The 21,522-nt window shown below is 70.7% G+C and carries 23 protein-coding genes and 1 riboswitch; of the genes, 14 read left to right on the forward strand and 9 right to left on the reverse strand.

What is annotated here, in order from left to right; all coding sequences use genetic code 11:
• The first annotated feature begins 217 nt into the window (after nt 1-217).
• The 4 genes from thiC (at nt 218) to thiD (ABD793_RS21580) (ending at nt 4,768) form a co-directional block, all read left to right on the forward strand.
• Nucleotides 218-1,879, forward strand: a complete 1,662-nt coding sequence (thiC, locus tag ABD793_RS21565) for a phosphomethylpyrimidine synthase ThiC (protein WP_344862696.1) — start codon at nt 218-220, stop codon at nt 1,877-1,879.
• Complete coding sequence (gene thiD, locus ABD793_RS21570) at nt 1,876-2,715, forward strand: bifunctional hydroxymethylpyrimidine kinase/phosphomethylpyrimidine kinase (RefSeq protein WP_344862698.1); 840 nt, start codon at nt 1,876-1,878, stop codon at nt 2,713-2,715. The genes thiC and thiD (ABD793_RS21570) overlap by 4 nt, the downstream gene beginning before the upstream one ends.
• 148 nt (nt 2,716-2,863) lie before the next feature.
• A complete protein-coding gene (locus ABD793_RS21575; RefSeq protein ID WP_344862700.1) occupies nt 2,864-3,787 on the forward strand; it encodes an NADP-dependent oxidoreductase in 924 nt (307 codons plus the stop codon).
• Nucleotides 3,788-3,934: 147 nt separating this feature from the next.
• On the forward strand, nt 3,935-4,768 hold the full coding sequence (thiD, locus tag ABD793_RS21580; RefSeq protein ID WP_344862702.1) for a bifunctional hydroxymethylpyrimidine kinase/phosphomethylpyrimidine kinase: 834 nt from the start codon (nt 3,935-3,937) through the stop codon (nt 4,766-4,768).
• A 5-nt stretch (nt 4,769-4,773) separates the two neighbouring features.
• On the opposite strand, the gene ABD793_RS21585 is transcribed toward thiD (ABD793_RS21580), so the two are convergent.
• Entirely contained in the window at nt 4,774-5,205 is a 432-nt protein-coding gene (locus tag ABD793_RS21585; RefSeq protein ID WP_344862705.1) for a MarR family winged helix-turn-helix transcriptional regulator, read from the reverse strand.
• Between the two features lie 247 nt (nt 5,206-5,452).
• On the opposite strand from ABD793_RS21585, the gene ABD793_RS21590 reads away from it, so the two are divergent.
• Nucleotides 5,453-6,397 carry an NAD(P)-dependent alcohol dehydrogenase gene (locus tag ABD793_RS21590; RefSeq protein WP_344862707.1) on the forward strand — a complete coding sequence of 315 codons (945 nt, stop codon included), beginning with the start codon at nt 5,453-5,455 and terminating at the stop codon, nt 6,395-6,397.
• Here the strand turns inward: ABD793_RS21590 and thiG are convergent.
• From thiG to thiO, 3 genes are all read right to left on the reverse strand, one after another.
• Complete coding sequence (gene thiG, locus ABD793_RS21595; RefSeq protein WP_425548732.1) at nt 6,394-7,146, reverse strand: thiazole synthase; 753 nt, start codon at nt 7,144-7,146, stop codon at nt 6,394-6,396. The two genes, ABD793_RS21590 and thiG, sit on opposite strands and share 4 nt — an antisense overlap.
• A 2-nt stretch (nt 7,147-7,148) precedes the next feature.
• Nucleotides 7,149-7,349 (reverse strand): sulfur carrier protein ThiS, encoded by a 201-nt coding sequence (gene thiS / locus ABD793_RS21600; RefSeq protein ID WP_344862709.1) that lies wholly within the window; start codon nt 7,347-7,349, stop codon nt 7,149-7,151.
• The gene (gene thiO, locus ABD793_RS21605) at nt 7,350-8,447 is read right to left on the reverse strand and encodes a glycine oxidase ThiO (RefSeq protein WP_425548733.1); all 1,098 of its coding nucleotides are present in this window, start codon (nt 8,445-8,447) and stop codon (nt 7,350-7,352) included.
• Nucleotides 8,433-8,538: riboswitch (TPP riboswitch) on the reverse strand. (Overlaps the previous gene by 15 nt.)
• A gap of 30 nt (nt 8,539-8,568) precedes the next feature.
• Here thiO and thiE point away from each other — a divergent pair.
• Nucleotides 8,569-9,234, forward strand: a complete 666-nt coding sequence (gene thiE, locus ABD793_RS21610; RefSeq protein ID WP_344862711.1) for a thiamine phosphate synthase — start codon at nt 8,569-8,571, stop codon at nt 9,232-9,234.
• 3 nt (nt 9,235-9,237) lie between these two features.
• Here the strand turns inward: thiE and ABD793_RS21615 are convergent, their stop codons facing one another.
• From ABD793_RS21615 to ABD793_RS21630, 4 genes are all read right to left on the reverse strand, one after another.
• Nucleotides 9,238-10,053: a hypothetical protein gene (locus tag ABD793_RS21615; RefSeq protein WP_344862713.1), complete on the reverse strand. Its 816-nt coding sequence runs from the start codon at nt 10,051-10,053 to the stop codon at nt 9,238-9,240.
• Between the two features lie 180 nt (nt 10,054-10,233).
• Entirely contained in the window at nt 10,234-10,989 is a 756-nt protein-coding gene (locus tag ABD793_RS21620; RefSeq protein WP_344862715.1) for an NAD(P)-binding domain-containing protein, read from the reverse strand.
• A gap of 2 nt (nt 10,990-10,991) precedes the next feature.
• Nucleotides 10,992-12,503, reverse strand: a complete 1,512-nt coding sequence (locus ABD793_RS21625) for an MFS transporter (RefSeq protein ID WP_344862717.1) — start codon at nt 12,501-12,503, stop codon at nt 10,992-10,994.
• A gap of 10 nt (nt 12,504-12,513) precedes the next feature.
• Nucleotides 12,514-13,269: a GntR family transcriptional regulator gene (locus ABD793_RS21630; protein ID WP_344862719.1), complete on the reverse strand. Its 756-nt coding sequence runs from the start codon at nt 13,267-13,269 to the stop codon at nt 12,514-12,516.
• Nucleotides 13,270-13,424: 155 nt separating this feature from the next.
• Here ABD793_RS21630 and ABD793_RS21635 point away from each other — a divergent pair, with 155 nt between their 5' ends.
• On the forward strand, nt 13,425-14,468 hold the full coding sequence (locus tag ABD793_RS21635; RefSeq protein WP_344862721.1) for an SIS domain-containing protein: 1,044 nt from the start codon (nt 13,425-13,427) through the stop codon (nt 14,466-14,468).
• The gene (locus tag ABD793_RS21640) at nt 14,465-15,430 is read left to right on the forward strand and encodes an N-acetylglucosamine kinase (RefSeq protein WP_344862723.1); all 966 of its coding nucleotides are present in this window, start codon (nt 14,465-14,467) and stop codon (nt 15,428-15,430) included. The genes ABD793_RS21635 and ABD793_RS21640 overlap by 4 nt, the downstream gene beginning before the upstream one ends.
• Nucleotides 15,431-15,795: 365 nt before the next feature.
• On the opposite strand, the gene ABD793_RS21645 is transcribed toward ABD793_RS21640, so the two are convergent.
• Nucleotides 15,796-16,410 carry a DUF3159 domain-containing protein gene (locus tag ABD793_RS21645; RefSeq protein ID WP_344863110.1) on the reverse strand — a complete coding sequence of 205 codons (615 nt, stop codon included), beginning with the start codon at nt 16,408-16,410 and terminating at the stop codon, nt 15,796-15,798.
• Between the two features lie 351 nt (nt 16,411-16,761).
• Here ABD793_RS21645 and ABD793_RS21650 point away from each other — a divergent pair, with 351 nt between their 5' ends.
• From ABD793_RS21650 to ABD793_RS21675, 6 genes are all read left to right on the forward strand, one after another.
• Nucleotides 16,762-17,580, forward strand: coding sequence for an SGNH/GDSL hydrolase family protein (locus ABD793_RS21650; RefSeq protein ID WP_344862725.1), 819 nt, complete (start codon nt 16,762-16,764; stop codon nt 17,578-17,580).
• A 422-nt stretch (nt 17,581-18,002) separates the two neighbouring features.
• The gene (locus tag ABD793_RS21655) at nt 18,003-18,734 is read left to right on the forward strand and encodes an OmpA/MotB family protein (protein ID WP_344862726.1); all 732 of its coding nucleotides are present in this window, start codon (nt 18,003-18,005) and stop codon (nt 18,732-18,734) included.
• Nucleotides 18,735-18,740: 6 nt separating this feature from the next.
• Entirely contained in the window at nt 18,741-19,172 is a 432-nt protein-coding gene (locus ABD793_RS21660; protein WP_344862727.1) for a LapA family protein, read from the forward strand.
• Between the two features lie 72 nt (nt 19,173-19,244).
• Nucleotides 19,245-19,721: a DUF6932 family protein gene (locus ABD793_RS21665; protein ID WP_344862729.1), complete on the forward strand. Its 477-nt coding sequence runs from the start codon at nt 19,245-19,247 to the stop codon at nt 19,719-19,721.
• Complete coding sequence (locus ABD793_RS21670) at nt 19,718-20,602, forward strand: hypothetical protein (protein ID WP_344862731.1); 885 nt, start codon at nt 19,718-19,720, stop codon at nt 20,600-20,602. Before ABD793_RS21665 ends, ABD793_RS21670 begins: the two co-directional genes overlap by 4 nt.
• 138 nt (nt 20,603-20,740) lie before the next feature.
• Nucleotides 20,741-21,403 carry a hypothetical protein gene (locus ABD793_RS21675; protein ID WP_344862733.1) on the forward strand — a complete coding sequence of 221 codons (663 nt, stop codon included), beginning with the start codon at nt 20,741-20,743 and terminating at the stop codon, nt 21,401-21,403.
• The last annotated feature ends 119 nt before the right edge of the window (nt 21,404-21,522 follow it).

A 21,522-nucleotide genomic window follows, 5' to 3' on the forward strand; every position in this document is an offset into this window, starting at 1 on the left:
TCCGATCCGGTGAAGCGTGCCCAGGTCGACAAAGCGTCAGGGTTGTGCGGACCCGATCCGGCATGGCATGGTCGAAAGCGCAATCCAACTCCATCCCCAACGCGGGAGCTCGCGCCTTGGCGGGCTGAGAGGGCGGCTGGTGTCTGTCTGCTGGACACCCGGTGCCGCCGACCGCATGAACCTGACCGGGTAATGCCGGCGTAGGGAGTGAACGTCGTTGACGACGCTGGAAAACGCGAGTGCACACGAGGGCAGGGCGGCCATCACACCGTCGGTGACCACCGGCCCGATCACCGGTTCGCACAAGGTCCACCACCAGACCGAATCCGGTCTGCGGGTGCCCGTGCGGCGGATCGATCTCTCCAACGGGGACCACTTCGACGTGTACGACACGTCCGGCCCCTACACCGATCCGGACGCGCGGCTTGACGTCCACAGTGGACTCCATCCGCTGCGGACCGGCTGGGCGGACGGCCGGGCGCACGACACCCAGCTCGGCTGGGCGAAAGCCGGGGTGATCACCAGGGAAATGGAGTTCATCGCGGCACGTGAACGGTGTACCCCGGAGTTCGTACGGGACGAGGTGGCCCGCGGCCGCGCGGTCATCCCGGTCAACCGGAAGCACCCGGAGAGCGAGCCGATGATCATCGGCAAGAACTTCCTGGTGAAGGTCAACGCCAACATGGGCAATTCGGCCGTCTGGTCCTCGGTGGAGGAGGAGGTCGACAAGATGGTGTGGGCCACCCGCTGGGGCGCCGACACGATCATGGACCTGTCCACCGGCAAACGGATCCACGAGACCCGCGAGTGGATCATCCGCAATTCCCCGGTACCGGTCGGCACCGTGCCGATCTACCAGGCGCTGGAAAAGGTCGACGGGGAACCGGAAAAACTGTCCTGGGAGGTCTACCGGGACACCATCCTCGAGCAGTGCGAGCAGGGCGTGGACTACGTCACCGTGCACGCCGGGGTGCTGCTGCGTTACATCCCGCTGACCGCACGGCGGGTGACCGGGATCGTCAGCCGCGGCGGGTCGATCATGGCCGCCTGGTGCCTCGCGCACCACCAGGAATCCTTCCTGTACACGCATTTCTCCGAGCTGTGCGAGATACTGCGCGAGTACGACGTCACGTTCTCCCTCGGCGACGGCCTTCGCCCCGGCTCGATCGCGGACGCGAACGACCGTGCCCAGTTCGCCGAACTGGAAACCCTCGGTGAGCTCACCCGGATCGCCCGCGAGCACGACGTGCAGGTGATGATCGAGGGCCCCGGCCACGTGCCGATGCACAAGATCAAGGAAAACGTGGAATTGGAGGAGGAACTCACCGGCGAGGCACCGTTCTACACCCTCGGTCCGCTCACCACCGACATCGCACCGGCCTACGATCACATCACCTCCGCGATCGGGGCCGCGCAGATCGGCTGGTACGGCACCGCGATGCTGTGCTACGTCACACCGAAGGAGCATCTCGGGCTGCCCAATCGCGACGACGTGAAGACCGGCGTGATCACCTACAAGATCGCCGCACACGCCGCCGACCTCGCCAAGGGCCATCCCTACGCACAGGAATGGGACGACGAACTGTCCAAGGCCCGCTTCGAATTCCGCTGGCACGACCAGTTCAACCTGTCGCTCGACCCGGACACCGCACGGTCGTTCCACGACGAGACGCTGCCCGCGGAACCGGCGAAGACCGCGCACTTCTGCTCCATGTGCGGACCGAAGTTCTGCTCCATGCGGATCACCCAGGACGTGCGCAAGTACGCCGAGGAACACGGTCTGTCCACTGTGGAGGCCATCGAGGCCGGGATGGCGGAGAAGTCGAACGAGTTCTCCGAAAGCGGCGGCAAGGTCTACCTGCCCGTGGTCGGGCAGTGAGCAGTACCCCGCACACCGCCCTCACCATCGCCGGATCCGATTCCGGCGGTGGTGCGGGCGTACAGGCGGACCTGCGCACGTTCTTCTCCCACGGCGTGCACGGGCTGGTCGCACTCACCGCGGTCACCGTGCAGAATTCGCTGGGGGTGCAGGGTTTCACCGAAATCCCGGCGGACGTGGTCACCGCGCAGATCAAGGCGGTCGCCGGGGACATGGGCGTCGACGCGGCGAAGACCGGCATGCTGGCCACCGCGGAGATCATCCAAGCAGTGGCGAAAACCCTCGACGAAGTCCACATCGGACGCGGGACGGACACCCCGTTCGTGGTGGATCCGGTGGCCGCGTCGATGACCGGGCACGCATTGCTGCGTGAGGAGGCGCTGGAGGCGATCCGCACCGAATTGTTCCCGCGGGCCACCGTGATCACGCCGAACCTCGACGAGGTACGGCTGCTCACCGGAGTCGAGGTGACCGACGCGGCGAGCCGGCGGACGGCAGCGGAAGCGTTGCTGGAGTTCGGTTCGCAGTGGGTGCTGGTGAAAGGCGGGCACCTGCGGGACGCCGAGGACTGCGTGGACCTGCTCACCGACGGCACCGAGCCGATCGAGCTGTCCGGACCGCGGATCGCCACCGAGAACACGCACGGCGGCGGCGACACGATGGCATCGGCGATCACGTCCGCACTCGCGAAGGGTGCGGACGTGCCCACCGCGGTGGCGGAGGCGAAGCGGTTCATCGAACGTTGCGTTGCCGAGGCGTACCCCCTCGGCGCCGGAGTCGGCCCGGTTTCGCCGTTCTGGCGCCTCGCGGACACCTCGACCACACTGGCGGAATGAACGAAGCCGCCATGAAGGCACTGTGGAACTCGTTGTCCCTGGAGCTGCCGAACGTCAGCTGAAGCGGCCCCGGTGCGGCGCCTGCCGGCGAAAAATGACCACTACACCGACCATGGAATCACCACCAACGAGAAGCGGAAGGACCGATATGCGCGTGGTGACCCAGCAGGAATTCGGCGGCACCGAAGTACTGCAGCTGGTCGAAGCCGACCGCCCCGAGCCCGGCCCGACCGAGGTGCTGGTGCGGGTGCACGCGGCAGGCATCAACCCGGTCGACTGGAAATCACGGGCGCACGAAGTGTTCATGGGCAAACCGCCGTACACGCTCGGCTGGGACGTTTCGGGCGTCGTCGAGCAGGTCGGGTTCGGCGCCACCGGCCTGCGCGAAGGTGATGAAGTGCTGGGCATGCCGTGGTTTCCACGCCAGGCCGGCGGCTACGCCGAGTACCTGACCGCGCCGTCACGGCAGTTCGTGCGCAAGCCGGGCGCACTGTCCCATGTGGAGGCCGCCGGTCTGCCACTGGCCGGTTTGACCGCGTGGCAGGGTCTGGTGGACGTCGCGAACGTCCGGAGTGGACAGCGCGTACTGGTGGACGCGGCCGCGGGCGGGGTCGGCCATCTCGCCGTGCAGATCGCCAAGGCACGCGGCGCGCAGGTGCTCGGCACGGCCAGCGCGGCAAAACACGACTTCCTCCGCGAGATCGGCGTGGACGAGCCCATCGACTACCGGGACGAGAGCGCCACCGCGGAAGGCCTCGACGTGGTGTTCGGCCTGGTCGGCGAGAGCAGCGATCTGCGCTGGCTGGCCGGTGTCAAGAAGGACGGGCTGGTGATCAGTGTGCCCGGCGGGGTGGCCGACAGTGTCGCGGCGGAAGCGGGCAAGCGCGGGGTACGCACGTCGTCGCTGCTCGTAGAGCCGGACCGGCTCGGTCTGCTGGGCCTGCTCGACCTGGTCGAACGCGGTGCGCTGAAGGTGCACGTGGCCAAGACCTTCCCGCTCGAGGACGTCGCGAAGGCGCAGGAGACCGGGGAAGCCGGCCGGGTGACCGGCAAGCTCGTGCTCACCGTCTGATGTGGATTGCCGAGCAGGTCTGACCCCGCCCGCTCGCAGGCGGATCGTCCGGAAGCGCGACGGGTGGTGCAACGGCACTCACGCTGTGCCACCGTGGTGGACTGTGCAGGAAGCACAGCCGACCCACACGAGAAGCCGGAAATCGCCATGCCGGACAACCCGAGCCCACCTTCGGCGCTGACCATCGCCGGTTCCGACTCCGGCGGAGCCGCCGGACTGCAGGCCGATCTGCGCACCTTCCTCACCTGCGGGGTGCACGGCCTGGTCGCGGTCACCGCGGTCACCGTGCAGAACACCCTCGGCGTGCACGACCGCGCGGATCTGCCACCGCACATCGTGGCGGGGCAGATCGAGGCGGTGGCTTCGGACATGGGCGTCGGCGCGGCGAAGACCGGCATGCTCGCGTCCGCGGAGATCATCCACGCCGTGGCGGGTGCCTGCGACCGCGCGGGCATCGGCCGCGACGCCGCCATCCCGTTCGTGGTCGATCCGGTGGCCGCGTCGATGACCGGCCATCCGCTGTTCGACGAAGCCGGGCTCACCGCGCTGCGCGAGGAGCTGCTCCCGCGCGCGACCCTGGTCACCCCGAACCTCGACGAGGTGCGGCTGCTCACCGGGATGACGGTGACCGACCGCGAGGGCATGCACGCAGCGGCGGTGGTGCTGCACCAGCTCGGCCCGAAGTACGTCCTCGTGAAGAGCGGGCACCTGCGGTCCGATCCGGAGTGCGTGGACCTGCTCTTCGACGGTTCGACGTTCGTGGAGCTGCCCGGACCGCGCTACCTGACCCCGCACACGCACGGAGCAGGCGACACGATGGCGTCCGCGCTCACCGCGGGGCTGGCCAAGGGCCTGCCGCCGGTCGAGGCCGCCCGCTACGGCAAGTGGTTCGTCTCGCAGGCGGTCGAACACTCGTACCCGATGGGTGCGAAGGTCGGCCCGGTGTCCGCGTTCTGGCGGCTGGCCCCGGAAGAGCGGTAGCCGCCTCAGGCCTCGTCGGAAATGAGGGCTTCCAGCGCGGGCAACGCGGCGGTCAGCGCTTCGCGGGCTTCCGGGGTGAGCCGGTCGAGGCGGTTGTTCAGCTCCTGCACCCGGGTGGAGCGCACGCCGGACACGAGCCGCTCGCCCTCCTCGGTGGCACGCGCGAGCCATGCACGGCGGTCGATCGGGTCGGACTCCCGCGTGACGTAGCCGGCCTCCACGAGCGTGGCCACGATGCGCGACATGGTCGCCGCCGCGACCCCCTCCTTCGCCGCGAGATCGCCGAGCCGCAACTCCCCGAAGTGCACGAGGGTGGCCAGCGCGGAGATCGCGCCGTGGCCGGGTCCGGGTATGCCGGTCTGCCGCAGCGATCGGGACAGCCGCCCGACCGCCAGGTACAACCTGCCGGAAACATCCTGGACCGACGAAAGAGTCACGGTCGGCTCCTCCTGACGCTGATGCCCGCCGCAAGGGTGCGCCGGAAAGGTGCCGTCAACCATACGGCCCATCGGTGCTCAGTCCGCGTCAAGCGCGGGCAAAATCACCGAAGTGAGCCGTTCACGCGGCCGAACCGGAACCTGTTCGAGATCCCGTCCGGCTGCCAACTGAGGCGACCACCTGCGGGTATGTCTCACTTCGACTGAAGTGGATGACCCCGTCCGCTTTTCCGGATAGAAATGGCACATGGCATCCACTTCAATGCGGTTCGCCGCTTACGACCGGTACGGCGATGCCGGTGTACTGCACGAAACCACTGGCCCGCGGCCCACCGCCGGAGCGGGCGAGGTGCTGGTGCGGGTGCGCGCGGTCTCGGTCAACGGCGGTGAGCTGTCGATGCGAGCCGGGCACCTGCGCCCGCTCACTGGCAACCGGTTTCCCAAGCGGGTCGGGGTCGACCTTGCCGGGGAGGTCGTCGAGCCCGGCTCCAGCCGGTTCGCCGTCGGTGACCGTGTGTGGGGGCTCCTCGGCCGTCGCACGGGTACCGCGGCCGAGTACGTCGCGGTGGCGGCCGACCGGCTCGACCACCTGCCGGACGGTGTGGACTTCGCATCAGCCGTCGCACTGCTGGCCGGCACCACCGCGATCACCGCGTTCCGAGACAAGGCTGCCCTTGCACCCGGCGAACGGCTGCTGGTCCGCGGCGCGACCGGTGGGGTCGGCTACGTCGCGGTGCAGCTCGGGAAGGAAATGGGCGCGCACGTCACCGGGCTGGCCAGTGCCGCGAACCTGGATCTGGCGAAGGAACTCGGCGCGGACGAGGCGATCGACTACCGCGCGCCCGGCGACCTCGGCCGGTTCGACGTCGTCCTGGACACGGTCGGCACCGGTATGCCCGCCTTCCACCGGCTGCTCACTCCGCGCGGGCGGATGGTGGCGATCTCGTTCGACACCGCGCACCTGGCCCGTTCGGTGGGCTGGATCGCGGCGCACTCCCTGCGCCGCACCCGGCCGGTGTACGCCTTCAGCGGCAGCCCACGGTCCCCGCTGCTGGCCGAACTGGGCAGGCTGGTGCGCACCGGCGCAGTCCGGCCGAAGGTCGACCGCGTGTTCCCGCTCGCGGAAATCGCCGACGCGCACCGCGCACTGGAAAACGGCGGAGTGCGCGGCAAGATCGTCGTCGAGATCTAGCGGGGCGGGCTGGATGCCTGTGCCCAGAACCGTTGCGGGACGCGGCCTGCTCCGCGGGCCAGGTATCCCGCCTCCACCGCGGAGCGCATCGCGGACGCCATGCGTTCCGGGTCCGCCGCGCGGGTCACCGCGGTCGAAAGCAGTACCGCGTCGCAGCCGAGTTCCATCGCCAGTGCCGCGTCGGACGCCGTGCCGATGCCTGCGTCGAGCACCACCGGGACCGACGCGCGCGCCACGATGAGCTCGATGTTGTGCGGGTTGCGGATGCCGAGACCGGTGCCGATCGGCGCGCCGAGCGGCATCACCGCGGCGCAGCCTGCCTCCTCCAGCCGCAGGGCCAGCACCGGATCGTCGTTGGTGTAGGCGAACACGGTGAACCCGTCGGCCACCAGCCGCTCGGCCGCCTCCAGCGTTTCGAGCGGGTCGGGCAGCAGGGTGCGGTCGTCCGCGTGCACTTCCAGCTTCACCAGATCCGTGTCCAGCGCCTCGCGCGCCAGCTGCGCGGTGAGCACCGCCTCGGCCGCGGTCCGGCAGCCCGCGGTGTTCGGCAACAGCTCGATGTCCAAGCGCCGCACCAGTTCCAGCACGCCGGAGCCGCCCTCGGCGTCGGCCCGGCGCAGAGCGACCGTGGTGAGTTGGGTGCCGGACGCGAGCAGTGAGCGCTCCAGCACCTCGAGGTTCGCCGCACCACCGGTGCCGATGATCAGCCGCGAGGAGAACTTGTGTCCCCCGATGACGAGATCGTCCACGATCAGCCTCCCTGCACTGCGGTCAGCACGTCGATGCTCGCGCCCTTCGGCACGACGGAAGCGGCCCAGTCACCGCGGCGCACGACCTCGCCGTTCACCGCGACAGCCACCCCCTGCCGGGTGGCCCCGACCGCGTCGAGCACCTCGGACACGGTGCTCCCGTCGGGGAACTCCTGCCACTGACCGTTGATCTTGAGCTCCATTCAGACTCGCTCCTTCTCCAGACGAGCGGGCGACGCCGCGGCGATCTCCGCCGGCGGCGCTTCGCCGGCCAGCCACGCCAGCACCGCGTCTGCGGTCACCGGCGCCATCAACAGCCCGTTGCGGTGGTGGCCAGTCGCGACGTATACGCCTTCGCCGACTTCGCCGACGTACGGCAGCGCGTCCCGGCTTCCCGCCCGCAGGCCGGCGGCCGTCTCCACTAGCTCGTACTCCGTGATGCCCGGCAGGATCCGCTCCGCGCCCTCAAGCAACTCGCGTACGCCGCGCGCGGTCACGGCCTGGTCGAAGCCCGCTTCGTACTGCGTCGCGCCGAGCACCAGCTCACCGTCTGCACGCGGCACGAGGTAGATCGGCCGCCCTTCGACGATCGCGCGCACGGTGTGCGGCGGAGGCGGCAGACAGCCACGCCGAGGCCGCAACCGCAGGATTTCCCCCTTCAACGGGCGCACCGCCTGCGCCAGCGACGGATGCAGTTGTCCGGTCCAAGCCCCTGCCGCGAGCACGACCGGACCTGGCACGTCGTCGAGGCTCGCCAGCCGCTCGCGGCGGAATTCCACGCCCTGCTGTGCCCCGGCCTCGGCGAGCGCGGTGAGCAGCTTCCGGTTGTCCACGGCCAGATCTCCCGGCACGTGCAGCCCACCCCGGACCGCGCCGATCCCGGGCGCCAGCCGGCGAGCTTCGCGGCTGGTCAGCGATTCCACGGCACGGCCGAGCGAACGCAGATGCCCGGCCAGGATCTCGAGGTGCCCGGCGTCCGCGGAATCGAACGCGAGCACGATCGTGCCGTGCCCGGCCAGCCCGGGATCGATACCCGCCGCCGACAGGTCCCGCGCGAACTGCGGCCACCGCCGCAACGACTCCTCACCCAGCCGGAGCACGTCCTCTTCCCCCGGCCACGCCTCGGTGACCGGCGCCAGCATGCCGCCGGCCAGCCACGAGGCACCACCGCGTACCGGTTCCGGATCGAGCAACCGCACCGGCCACCCGGCGGCCGCGGCACGCCAGGCGACCGACAACCCGATGACCCCGCCGCCGACGACGGTCGCAATTGTGTGCTCGGAACTCACTTTCGTACTCACGCTCCCTGCGCCGGCATGACCCGGATCAGGTTCCACGGTCGGAGCGGCAGCTCCCTCTCAGCCCGTGCCTCGGGCTCCCGTGCGGACCACTCCACCGTAGCGCGCGGGTAACGTCGCCGCCATGCCCGCCCTGTCCGGAGACCAGATCCGTGCCCGGCTCGCCGACGCCCGGCTGTACCTGTGCACCGACGCCCGCACCGACCGTGGTGACCTCGCCGAATTCGCCGACGCGGTACTCGCCGGCGGCGTCGACATCGTGCAGCTGCGGGACAAGTCCGATGGCGCCCCGCTCGAGGCCAAGCAGGAGATCGCCGCGCTCGAAGTGCTGGCCGAAGCGTGCACGCGCCACGGTGCGCTGCTGTCGGTGAACGACCGCGCGGACGTCGCGCTCGCGGTCGGCGCCGACGTGCTGCACCTGGGGCAGGACGACCTCCCGGTGCCGTTGGCCCGGCGCGTCCTCGGCGACGACGTGGTCATCGGCCGTTCCACCCATTCGGCCGAACAGGCCGCCGCGGCCGCCGCCGAGGACGGCGTGGACTACTTCTGCACCGGCCCGTGCTGGCCGACGCCGACCAAACCGGGCCGCCACGCACCCGGTCTGGACCTGGTGCGCACGACCGCGGCAAGCGCCACTGCCCGGCCGTGGTTCGCCATCGGCGGCATCGATCAGGAGCGGCTGCCCGCTGTGCTCGACGCCGGAGCGTCCCGGATCGTCGTGGTCCGTGCGCTCACCGGGGCCGACGACCCGAAGGCCGCCGCACAGGCGCTGCGCGCCCGGCTCGGCTGAGTCTCACGGGGTCGCGTTCGGCTGCACCGGGGCCTTCGACTCCGGCTGGCTCTGCGTGGTCGACGGCGCCGAAGAACCGGTGCTCGACGGCGGCGCCTGGTTTTCCGTGGTCGGCGACGTGGTCGTGGTCGGCCCGACGGTGGTGGTCGTGGTCGAGGGCGCCGTGCTCGGCGTGTCCGACGGCGTCTCGGTCGGCGTCGGCACGTCCTGCGTCTGGGTGGGCTGGTCGTCCTGCTGACGATCCTGCTGGCTCGTGTCCCGCTGCGGGAGCAGCCCGGTGTTCACCCCTCCGTTGCTGACCCCGTCGAGGGTGAACAGCACGGCCAGTGCCGCCGCGAACGCGACCACGCTGGAACCGATGATCAACGGCCAGCGCAGCTTGCGGAGTTTGGCACCGAAGCTTTCCTCGGCCTCCGGTTGCTCCTCCGGTTGCTCCTCGGGTGACTCCCCCGGCTGGAGCTTCGAAATGCGCACCGTCGGCATCTCCGACAGATCCGTGGACAGGTACACCGTCGGCGCGTCCCGTGGATCGCTGACCGGCCGCAGCCCGCCCTGGGTACGTCGCTGCCCAGCCGTGGCGAGCTTGTCGCGTGCCTTCTTCGCGGCGTCGCGCGTGCGCTGCAGCGAACGCAGGTACAGCTCACCGCCGACGGTGGTGATCACACTCGCCAGCCCGGCGCCCACCACCGTCCCTGCGACGCCAAGCGTCGAACCCAGCAACGCCGCAGTCACCGCGGCGAGTGCCGCGGCGGCCACCGAGGCCGGCCGCAGACCCCGCTTGGTGGCCTGCTCCGTCGTGCCCTTGTGCTCCTCGCCCATGATTCCGATCTGCTCGATTCCCGGCCGTTACCGCTGCCTGTCTCAACGAGTAAGTCGCGCGAAGAACTCCCTGCGTTGCTCATCCGTGAGCGAGCCCACGTTGACCGTCCACAATGGATGGTCTATGGCGCACACTCTCCTGACACGCTCGCCGGAACTGCTCGCCTACCCCGGTGGCAGCTAGCCGCGCACCCGGTCCAGCACCGCGTCGAGCGCACGCCGCACCGTGTCCGGTACGCCGTCGCGGCGCAAGTCGGTCATCAGCTGTTCGTTGATTCCGCCCGGAGTCGTGTGCCGGGCGGTCAGCTCGGCGAGCGCACCCGATCCCGCCGACAGCGACTGGCCGAGCTGTCCGAACACGTGGGTGAGGTACGCGGACGCCGCATCGGGATCGACTCCGTGCTCGCCCATCCACCCCGCGATGGTGGCGAGGTAGTCGAGGTGCGCGGCGAAGGTGGCGGTCGCCGCGCTGAACGCTTCCAGTCCCGCCTCGTCGTCCGGCACCACAAGGCCGCCGAGCGGCTCGAAGAGCCGGCGCGCGGCGGCGTCGTCCGGATACGCCACAGTGCGGCTCTGCCGCCGCTCGGCTTGCGGCAGCGGGATGGACCGGACCACCCGGGTGGCCGGTGCGGCCCACTCGCGCAGCCGATCCAGCCGCACCGCGGCCACCGCGCTGATCACCACGTGCTGCGGCCCGAAGGTCAGCTCTTCGAGCACCGCACGCACCACCTGCGGGCGCACCGCCAGCACGACGGTTTCCGCACGGTCGAGGACCTCCTGGTTGCTGCCGCACACCTGCACGTTCGGGAACCGCTCGGCCAGCGCCTGTCCGATTTCGCGGCCGCGTGGCGACAGGTACACCGGATCGGCCCCGTCGAGACCGGTCACGATGGCGGCCGTGATCTCCCCGGTACCGACGAATCCGTAGCCGGACATGATCATCTCCCTCGCTGCCTGGTGCCGGGGTGGACGTGCGTCGGCGGGCCTTCGACCCCGCAGTGCAGGCAGTCACCCGGATGCGGGGACTCGTCCGGCCGGTCCGCGGCGCCGAACACGCCATTGTGGATACCCAGCGCGATGAGCCCGCCCGCCACCGCCAGTACCGCGCAGATCACCAGTGCCGTCCGCCAGCCTGCGGTCAGCGCAGCCGGATCGCGATAGGCGGCACCGGTGAGACCGGCCGCCGCGGGCAGCACCGCGACCGCCAGAAGTCCACCCGATCGGGCGATCGCGTTGTTGACCCCGGAGGCGGCCCCGGCGTAGCGGTCCGGGGCCGCGGCGAGCACCGTGGCGGTCACCGGAGCCACCACGGCGGCCAGCCCGAGACCGAACACGACCACCGCGGGCAGCACCGAACCGAGGTACGACGAACCCGGTCCGACCCTGGTCAGCAACAGCATCCCGGCACCGAGCACGATCGGACCCGCCACGAGCTGTGCCCGCGGGCCGATCCGCTGGGCCAGTGCCCCGGAACGGCCGGACAGCAGCAACATCAGGATCGTGATCGGCAGGCCGGCCAGCCCGGCCAGGGTCGGCGAGTAGCCCAGCGAAACCTGCAACTGCAGCACCAGCAACATCAGCACGCCGCCGAGCGCCGCGTAGACCACGAAGGTGAGCGCATTGGACAGCGTGAACGTCCGGTCCCGGAACAACGCCGGTGGCACCAGTGGTTCGGTCGCATGGTGCTGCAGCCGGACGAACAGGCCGAGCCCGAGCACCCCGGCCACGAGCGCGACCAGTACGACCGGATCGCCGATCCCCCGTACCGGAGCCTCGACCAGTGCACCGGTCACCCCGGCGAGCCCGACCGCCCCGACCGCGGCGGCCCGGTAGTCCGGATGCCCGGTGGCGGCCTGATCGCGTGATTCGGGGACGAACCTGCGCGCCATCAGCACCACCAGCACGGCCAGCGGCAGGTTGATCAAGAACGCCAGCCGCCACGACCACGCCTGCACGAGCAACCCGCCGAGCAGCGGGCCGACCGCGGACGCGAGCCCGCCGAGTCCGGACCACGCGCCGATCGCGCGCGCCCGGTCCTCGCGGGAGAAGGACGCCTGCAGGATGGCCAGCGACCCGGGGGTGAGCAACGCGCCGCCGATGCCCTGCAGGATCCGGAAGACCACCAGCAGCTCGATCGACGGTGCCGCCGCGCACAACCCGGACGCCAGCCCGAACCAGACGACGCCGACCAGGTAGACCCGGCGGCGCCCGTAACGGTCGCCGAGCGTGCCCGCCACCAGGATCAGCGCGGCGAGCGCGAGCAGATAACCGTCCAGGATCCACTGCAGACCGGCCACCGAGGCGTGCAGCTGCTCGCCGATCCGGGGCAGCGCGACGTTCACGATCGTGCCGTCGAGCATCGCCATGCCGGAGCCGAGGATGGTCGTGCACAGCACCCCGCGCGCCGCGGAGGTGCCCCAGCGGATACCGGACCGGTCGGCCACGGTCACCGGGCAGCGGTCACGGCAGCAGCGTGGTGACGAACTTGTACCGGTCCCCGCGGTAGACCGCGCGGGCGAACTCGACCGGTTTCCCGTCCGTGGCGAAGGAATGCCGGGTGAGCATCAGTACCGGCATGCCGACGTCCGAGCCGAGCATCTCCGCCTCCTGCGGGCCGGCGAGCGAGGTCTCGATCGTCTCCTCCGCGCGTTCCAGCTCCACTCCGTAGTGCTCCCGCAGCACCGCGTACAGCGAACCACCCGCGGTGATGTGCTTGCGCAGCCCGCGGAAACGGCCAAGCGGCAGATGCGTCGTCTCGAGCGCCATCGGCTGTGAGTCGGCGAGCCGCAGCCGGCGCAGCCGGAGGATCTTCGCGCCGTTGCGGATACCGAGCAGTTTCGAGAGTTCGCCCTCGACCGGCAGTTCCTCGAGCTCGAGCAGTTTCGACGACGGCTTCAGGCCCTGTTTGCGCATGTCCTCGGTGTAGGAGGACAACTGCAGCCGCTGCGCGAGCTTCGGCTCGGCGGCGAACGTGCCCTTGCCCTGCACCCGGTGCAGCCTGCCTTCGGCGGTCAGGTCCGCCAGTGCCTGCCGCACGGTCGTGCGCGACACCGTGAATTCACCCGCCAGTGCCCGTTCCGTCGGGATCGGCGAGCCCGGCGGCAGTGCGTCGAGCAGATCGAGCAGATGCTGCTTCAACGCCCAGTACTTGGGTTCACGCTGCCCGCGCACGCCCGCCGTGGTCCCCGCCTCGCCCGCGGGGGATGTCTCCAGCATGACCGACTCCCTCAGTGTTGCTTCACCAACGCGCCACGTCCCCGTCAAGAAACGTACTCTTCTCCCCGTGCGCTGCGCCCGGCTAGCATTGGTCTAGACCTGATTGCAGGCCGTGCAGACCATCCGGGACACCCGTCCCGACGGAGAGGAAAGTGATGACCCGACAACATCCCGGCGAGCACATGGCCGCGGAAATCTCCGAGCAGCCTGCCGTATTGGCCGGGCTCGTCGAACGGCGGGCCGGAATCGCGGACGTAGCTGAAAAGATTTCACAAAAGCCGCCGCGGTTTGCGTTGCTCGCGGCACGCGGGTCCAGCGACCACGCCGCGTTGTACGCGAAGTACCTGATCGAGGTACTGCTCGGCCTTCCCGCCGGGTTGGTCTCCCCGTCCACCGCCACGCTCTACGGCGCCCGCCCCGACCTGCGAGACGTGCTGTTCGTCACCGTCAGCCAGAGCGGCGGCTCGCCCGATCTGATCGAGGTCACCGAGGCCGCGCGGCGGCAGGGCGCATTGACCGTGTCGGTCACGAACACCCCGGATTCGCCGCTGCGCGCGGCCGCCGAACTCGGCGTGGACATCGGTGCCGGGCTGGAGAAGGCAGTCGCCGCGACCAAGACGTATTCCGCAACGCTGCTCGCGCTGTACTTGTTCATCGACGCGGTCCGCGGCGGCAAGGGCGAGGAAGCGGAGCGGATCGGCGAGCTGGCCCAGCAGACCCTCGACGGTGCGGCCGAAGGCGTACAGCGCGCCGTGGACCGGTATCGCTTCGTCGACCGCGTGCTCACCACCGGCCGCGGCTACTCCTATGCGACCGCGCTCGAAGGCTCGCTCAAGCTGGCCGAGACGAGTTACCTGGCCGCTCGTGCCTACAGCGGCGCGGACCTGTTGCACGGTCCGGTCGCAGCGGTCGACGGGGAGACCGCGGTGCTCGCCGCCACCAGCGCCGGGCGCGGTGGAGAGGCGATGCGCGAGGTACTGGAGGCCGTCGGCGAACGGGGTGCCGACGTGCTCGCGGTCGGTTCCGCCGCCGACGACGTGCCCGCGGCACTGCGCATCCCGGTCGCGCCGAGTGCCGAGGAGCTGGCGCCGATCCTGGAAATCCTGCCGATCCAGCGGATCGCACTCGGGCTCTCGCTCGCCCGCGGCGGGGACCCGGACAGCCCGCGCGGACTGCTGAAGGTGACCAAAACCCGGTGAGCGTGGTCGTCGGCGTCGATGCCGGTGGCACCTCGACCCGCGCGCTCGTGGTCGACGCCACCGGTGCCGTGCTCGGCTCGGCCTCCGCGGGCGGGGCGAACCCCAACGCGCACGCGCCCGCCGAGGCCGCCGCACGGATCTCCGGCGCAATCGAGACGGCGCTGGCCGGACGGCGCGACGTGCTCGCCGCCGTGGTCGGCATGGCCGGGCTGAGCAAACTGGGCGATCCGGCGGTCGCCGCGGAATTCACCGCGGCGTGGCAGCGGATCGGCCTCGGTGACGTGCTCCGCACCGTTGCCGATCCGGAGGTGGCCTACGCCTCGGCGACGTCCGCACCGGACGGCACGGTGCTCGTCGCCGGCACCGGTTCGATCGCCGGCCGCATCCGAGGCAGGCGGATGACCGCAACCGCGGGCGGGCACGGCTGGCTGCTCGGTGACGAGGGTTCGGCCTTCTGGCTCGGCCGCGAGGCGGTGCGGGCCACGTTGAGCGCGCTGGAGCGCGGCCGCCCGCTCACCGGGCTGTCCACCGCGGTGCTGGCCGAAGCGTTCGGACCGTCCGCTGTGGACACCGAAACCACCACTTCGGACGGTCCGGCCCGGCTGGCCACCGCGCACGCGCTCATCACCCGGGCCAACGCCGAGCCGCCGGTGCGGCTGGCCCGTTTCGCCCCGCTGGTGAGTGCCGCGGCAAGGGCCGGGGAGCCGGTCGCCACGGAAATCGTCGTCCGAGCGGCCGGACACCTCGTGGAAGCGGCGCACGCCACGCGCGAGCCGGATGAGAAAACGCCCGTCGTGCTCGTCGGCAGTGTGCTCGCCGGGGACAGTCCGGTCGGCGAACGCGTACGTGCCCACTTCACCGGGCTCGACGTCCTGACCAGCTCCGATGGGGTGCTCGGTGCGGCGTGGCTGGCCGCCGTGGCCGCATGGGGCGAGACCGCGCCACGGCCGCAGCGATCATGAATGCGACCAAAACCTGACCGGTTGGGGCGAAACCGTCGACTCAACCCCTCCGGGCCGGGTACCGTAGGAATCGGCCCCCGGACCCTCCCCCCTCGCCGGGGGCCGCCTCATGTCCTGGGTCGCCCGCACCGGGCCTCGCCCGTCAGGTACCACGGCGCGTTATGCCCCGGGCCGCCCGCGCCGGGTTGCCCGCGCTGGCTTGCTCCCGCCGGGTTGCCCGCGCCGGCGGCTTACTCCCGCCGGGTCGCTCGTCGGGTACCGGGTCGCTCGTCGGGTACCGGGTCGCTCGTCGGGTACCGGGTCGCTCGTCGGGTACCGGGTCGCTCGTCAGGTGCCGGGTCGCTCGTCGGGTACCGGGTCGCTCGTCAGGTGCCGGGTCGCTCGTCGCGGGCCAGCCGCAACCCCGGGTGATCCGCGGGCAACGCTTTGTACAGCACCCAGCCGCTCACCGCCACGGTCGCGGCCACCAACGGCCAGGAGAGCACGGTGCGCGCCACCCCGAGTGCGACCACCTGCCCGGCCCACCAGAGCAGGCCGTAGACCACCACCCGCAGCAGGTACTGCAGCACCCAGACCCAGCTGGCCCACGAGTAGCCGCGCAGCAGTGCCGGATCCCGGCGCCAGCGGGTCTTCTGCCCGAGCAGCAACCCCACGATCACTCCGAGCAACGGCCAGCGCACCACGATGCTCGCCGCGAACAGCAGTGCGCTCGCCGCGTTCGACAGCAACTGGAGCAGGAAGAAATCCTCCGCGCGACCGGTGTGCAGTGCGATCAGCGCGGCGATCACCACCGCGGCGAGACTCACCACCACCGCGCGGGCCTTGTCCCCGCGCAGCAGCCGGTACGCGCCGAGCAGCACGGCGACGGCGATCGCGATGATCGCGCCCCACGAGATCGAGCGCCCGGTGGCCAGCCACCCGACCACAAAGGCCACCGGCGGCACACTGGCGTCGATCGCACCCCGCCGTCCGCCGAGGATCTGGGTGAGCGATTCGCGCTCGGGCCTGCCCCCGGCCGCCCCGCTGCCGCCGGCGTCTGCCTCGGCTGCTCCGGTCTCTTCGGTCACACTGCCAGCCTGCCGTATCCGCGGCGGACATCCCCAGATCGCGAGACCTTCGCCACACCGCGGTCCGCTTTGTCCGGCGTTCGGGGGTTCCTCCTGCCCGATTGAGCAGTAATGGACTGGCCGAACCGCACGACAAGGTAAGAAACTGTGACGTCGGGCTGAACCGGGGGTAGCCGGACGGAAGGTATGGGGACATCCGACTGTTAGTTGTGGTGTACAACAATACCCGGGGGCAGGCGCGGAGACGGGGAAAGGGGACCCAGCGTGTACGGGATCGACAGCTACGTTGCGATCGGTGACAGCTTCACCGAAGGCCTCAACGACGAGCGACCGGACGGTACCTTCCGCGGCTGGGCCGACCGGCTGGCCGGCATGCTGGCCGGCGGGGAACCCGGTTTCCAATACGCCAACCTGTCGCTGCGCGGCAAGATGCTCGACGAGATCATGGCCGAGCAGCTGCCGATCGCACTCGAACTCAAACCCGACCTGGTCACGCTGTGCGCAGGCGGCAACGACGTGATCGTGCCGGGTGCCGACGTCGACGCCATCGCCGAGCGGTTCGAGTCCGGCGTGGCGCAGCTGCGCGCGGCGGGCATCCCGGTGGTGATCTTCAACGGCCCGGACACCAAGGCGCTGTCGGTGATGAGCGTGCTGCGCGGCAAGGTCGCGATCTACAACACGCACCTGTGGGCGATCGCGGCAAGGCACGGCGCGAAGATGGTCGATCTGTGGACCATGGCCCCGCTGCACGACCGGCGGTCCTGGAGCGACGACCGGCTGCACTTCACCCCGGACGCGCACCGCCGGATCGCGCTGCTCACCGCCGAGGTGCTTGGCGTGCCGGTCACCGAGGACTGGCGCGAGCCGTACCCGGCGAGCACCGAGCCCGCCACCTGGATCAACTCGCGCCGGTCGGACCTCGCCTGGACGAAGGTGCACCTGCTGCCCTGGATCCGCCGCCAGCTGCGCGGCGAGTCGATGGGCGACGGACTGTCGCCGAAGCGCCCGCAGCTGGCACCGCTGCAGCCCGTCGAAGCCACCACGCTGGACCTCGACGTACGGGACAACGCCACCGCCTCCTGACCGCAACCCGACACCACGGCACCCCGGCCAAGGCGGGGTAACGCCAGCACGTCCGGACCACGGGGTGCGAGCCAACGCTGCCGGGCCCCGACCACAACGTGCGCGCCGACGGCCACTGCGGCCGGACCACAGCTTGCCCCGACGCCACCACTGCCGGGCCACAGCCGACCAGGCCAACGCTGCCAGGCCCCGACCACAACGTGCGAGCCGTCGCCACCACGTTCAGACCACAGCTTGACCCGACGCCACCACTGCCGGCAGGCCAACGCTGCCGGGCCCCGACCACAACGTGCGCGCCGTCGGCCACTGCGGCCGGACCACGGCGGGCAGGGCGACGGCACCACGGCCGGGCTCTTCGCTGCCACCCGAACGGCGGTCTCCACCAGGTCGCCAACCGGGCGGGCCGGGCCTATGGTCCCTTTATGTCCGGTGCGCGTGGGTGGCTTCGCCTGATCCCCGTCGCGGTGGTGGTCACGGTGCTGCTCGCGGGGCTGGTCACCTGGCTGCGCGCGGACGGCATCGAGTCCGATCTCGCGGGCCGGTCACGTTCCGCGCTCGATGCGGCCGGGATCCGCGACGGCGCGGTCCGGTTCTCCGGCAGGCAGGCCACCCTCGAAGGCTTCCCCGCCGACCGGGCCGGGCGCGCGCTGGGGATCGTGCAGGGGGTCGAGGGCGTCGAGTCGGCGCAGGTGCCCGGTGGTGCCGGACCGGCCACATCCGCTCCGTCGCCTGCGCCGAGCAGCCCGCCGGGCAGTCCGCCACCGAGTCCGACCAAACCCGCCGCGCCGCCGACCGATCGCGCCGGCATCCAGGCCGAGCTGGACCGGCGGCTGGCAACCGCGCCGATCACCTTCGAACCGGACAGCGCGCGGCTCACCGACGAGGGCGAGAAGGCCGCCCGCGACCTCGCCCCGCTGTTCCGCGACGCCCCGAACGACCTGCGCTACCGCATCACCGGGCACGTCGCCGACGGTCCTGGCGGACGCAGTGCGGCACGCAAGCTTTCCCGCAACCGCGCGTTGACCGTGGTGCGGCTGCTGATCCGCGAAGACGTGCCGGACGACCGGCTGCTCGCGATCGGCAGCAGCACCACGCCGGACAGTTCCAGCTCGGACGACGACCGGCGGGTCGAGATCACAGTCGAACAGAGGTGATGGCGGATGCTGTGGCTCTTCGGGCAGATCTGGCTGTGGCTGCTCGTGTCGTTCCTGCTCGGGGCGGCGGTGATGTGGCTGCTGACCCGTGCGACCCGAACGCGGGCACCGGCCGAGCCGGAGCCGGTCCGCCCGGCCGCGGAGCCGGCCGCTCCCGCGGAGGCCGAGCAAACGCAGTACCTGCCCCCTGCCACGCACCACGACAGCACGCACTACGACGCCCAGTACTACGACGACGAACCGGAGCGCGTCTACAACGACTACCCGGAAGTCGATCCGGACGAGCCGTACCCGCCGCTGGACTCCGGCGGGTACCCGCTCCCGGATCCGGAGCCGCGGATGTCCGGGGAACTGGACTGGCCCGCCGGCGACGAGGAGCCCGATCGCTGGCCGCACGAGGACGAACCGGCACCACGCCGACCTGGACGCGGTGGCTGACACCCACCTGGTAGATTCGGCTACGCACGGTAAGCGGGCGCCGAGGAGGCCCGGACGAGGTCAGGAGGTCCGATGGCGCTCCCGCACTGGACCCCGCAGCACCTGCTCCCTCCCGGCCGCCACGAAGCCGACCTCGCCGACGTCTACGAGCGGCTGGTGTACGACGCCCCGCACCAGAACGATCGCGAATTCCTGTTCAGCGCCCTCAACAGCTACCTCGGCGTGGCCCAACGGGTGATCGGGTCCGGAAGGGCCTGGCTCGGCGGTGCCTTCGTGGCCCGCACCGAGCGCCCGCCCCGTGGTGTCGACGTGGTGCTGCTCCCGGACGACTGGGGTGCGCTGAAGCGGCTCGACGGCAACGGCCGCACCGCGCTGTACGGCCTGCTCACGCTGCGTGGCGTGATCATCGGGCAGCCCGCGATGTACCTCGAGGCGATCCAGCCGATCGGCGGGATGCTCGACGGGTTCCTGTGCCGGCCCGGCGACGAGGACGTGTGGGAGTCGGTGTGGGCAGAGGGCGGCAGGGGCATTCCGGAGATGGTGTGGTGAGGAACGAATTCCGGCGGGTCGCCGACGAAATCCCCGGCGGCACCTGGCTGGACGATCTGGCGCGCGCCTCGGCGATGGCGGCGAACGCGAAATTCGAGCGCACCTCGCGCGCTCCGCTGCTGCACGTGTCGGTGATCGGGGAAACGAACCTCGACGCGTACACCTTTTCCGATATCAGCCGCGCACTGCAGGACGCGACGGCGAAGGTCGGGCACATCATCCGCAATCCGTCCAACGAGGTCACCTTCGTGCAGCAGGCGGACCGGGACAAGGCCCCGTTGATCCAAAAAGGACAGGCGGGCAACGCGATCTTCTTCGGCTTCCCGGAACCGGCGGTCGAGGACGCACTGATCCACGACGGCATCGAGACGCTCTCCGAGCGCGCGGTGAAGGAACTCTCCGAAATCCTGCCCGCCAACGGTTCCGACGACGGCGCGCTGGACGCGATCCTGTTGCAGCGCGACACCGTGCGCAATGCGGTGAGCGACATCGTCAACGCGGTGAGCAAGCACGCCGGGATCGGCATGGCGCTCACCCCCACCGCAGGCGAGCAGATCACCCGCAGCATGACCAGCGAACAGGCCAAGGTGCTGCAGAGCAGCCTGCGCGAATCGCGCGAGGCGGTGGGCTACGAAACGGTGAGCGGACGGCTCGACGGCGTGCGCACCCGGCGGCGGATCTTCTACCTGGAACGCGAGTCCGGCGGCACGATCCAGGGTGCGGTGGCACCGGATCTGCTCGATCAGATCAAGGAGAACCTGGACCGTCCGGTGACCGCGCGATTGCGGGTGGTGCGCACCACCACGATCGACGGCCGTCGTGGCCGCCCGGTGCACGAACTGCTGGAGATCACGCCGGAGGTCAGTCTTTTCGATCAATGAATTACCCCGCGGTCGACGACAGCTGACCGCGTTCGGTGATATGCGGTCAAAGAATGACATTGTCAGTCGATAACGATTTCGGTCGCACCCACGGCTTCTGCGTTAGCGTCGTCGCACTCCGACCCGGAAGGCGTCCGCATGACCCCCCAGCAGCCGCGCCCGGCCACGCCGTCGCGGCACGGCCGGCCGAACGTTCCGCCCAACCCGCACTACACCCCGCACCCGGCCAGGCGGGCCAACCTGCCCGGTGGCATCGCGGTGGTGTGCGGGCTGGCCGCGGCCGGGCTGGCGTTCCTGCCGAAGCACGGGTACTTCGCGTGGCCGGTGGCGGGAGTCGGGCTGGTGGCCGGGATCATCGGCATCGCGGCGGCGCTGCGTGGCCGGATGCGCGGGCTGGGCATTGCCTCGACCGGGGTGGTGGTGTCGGTGCTCGCGGCCCTGCTCTACGGCGCGATCGTGCTGTTCCCGTCGGCGTTCGGCACACCGCGGGCAAGTGAGCTGCACATTCCCCCGGTCGCGGACGAAGCACATACCGTCGACTTCGTGGTGACCTCGGCAGGGGGCGCGACCGTGCGCTACGGCACGCTGGACGACCAGCGCACCGACACCGCACCGGCCAGCACCGACCAGTGGCACGGTAGCGCGTCCTACGACGGCGGCGCCCCGATTCTGTCGCTCACCGCGGACACCGCCAACGCCGGCGTGACCAACGAGATCAGCTGCGCGATCATCGTCGACGGTCGGCAGGTGGCGGAAAACAGCGGCACGACCATTGCACTCTGCACGGCGAACGTCGACTGATCCGGGCCGGAGGACGCGCACGTCGTCCCGGCCAGGCGGCCGGCCGGCCTCGCCCCCATCTCGGCCGGCCAACCGCCACCGAACCGCTCCTGGCGGCTCTGTGGGCCCGTGCATCGCAG

Origin of the sequence: Amycolatopsis ultiminotia (genome assembly GCF_039536925.1) — a bacterium.
Lineage (GTDB): Bacteria > Actinomycetota > Actinomycetes > Mycobacteriales > Pseudonocardiaceae > Amycolatopsis > Amycolatopsis ultiminotia.

Excerpts from the sequence above, each read along its gene's own strand:
- ABD793_RS21575 (WP_344862700.1), top strand. The coding sequence starts at position 2,864 with ATGCGCGTGGTGACCCAGCAGGAATTCGGCGGCACCGAAGTACTGCAG.
- thiD (WP_344862702.1), top strand. The coding sequence starts at position 3,935 with ATGCCGGACAACCCGAGCCCACCTTCGGCGCTGACCATCGCCGGTTCC.
- ABD793_RS21590 (WP_344862707.1), top strand. The coding sequence starts at position 5,453 with ATGGCATCCACTTCAATGCGGTTCGCCGCTTACGACCGGTACGGCGAT.
- thiS (WP_344862709.1), bottom strand. The coding sequence starts at position 7,349 with ATGGAGCTCAAGATCAACGGTCAGTGGCAGGAGTTCCCCGACGGGAGC.
- thiE (WP_344862711.1), top strand. The coding sequence starts at position 8,569 with ATGCCCGCCCTGTCCGGAGACCAGATCCGTGCCCGGCTCGCCGACGCC.
- ABD793_RS21615 (WP_344862713.1), bottom strand. The coding sequence starts at position 10,053 with ATGGGCGAGGAGCACAAGGGCACGACGGAGCAGGCCACCAAGCGGGGT.
- ABD793_RS21620 (WP_344862715.1), bottom strand. The coding sequence starts at position 10,989 with ATGTCCGGCTACGGATTCGTCGGTACCGGGGAGATCACGGCCGCCATC.
- ABD793_RS21630 (WP_344862719.1), bottom strand. The coding sequence starts at position 13,269 with ATGCTGGAGACATCCCCCGCGGGCGAGGCGGGGACCACGGCGGGCGTG.
- ABD793_RS21635 (WP_344862721.1), top strand. The coding sequence starts at position 13,425 with ATGACCCGACAACATCCCGGCGAGCACATGGCCGCGGAAATCTCCGAG.
- ABD793_RS21655 (WP_344862726.1), top strand. The coding sequence starts at position 18,003 with ATGTCCGGTGCGCGTGGGTGGCTTCGCCTGATCCCCGTCGCGGTGGTG.
- ABD793_RS21660 (WP_344862727.1), top strand. The coding sequence starts at position 18,741 with ATGCTGTGGCTCTTCGGGCAGATCTGGCTGTGGCTGCTCGTGTCGTTC.
- ABD793_RS21665 (WP_344862729.1), top strand. The coding sequence starts at position 19,245 with ATGGCGCTCCCGCACTGGACCCCGCAGCACCTGCTCCCTCCCGGCCGC.
- ABD793_RS21675 (WP_344862733.1), top strand. The coding sequence starts at position 20,741 with ATGACCCCCCAGCAGCCGCGCCCGGCCACGCCGTCGCGGCACGGCCGG.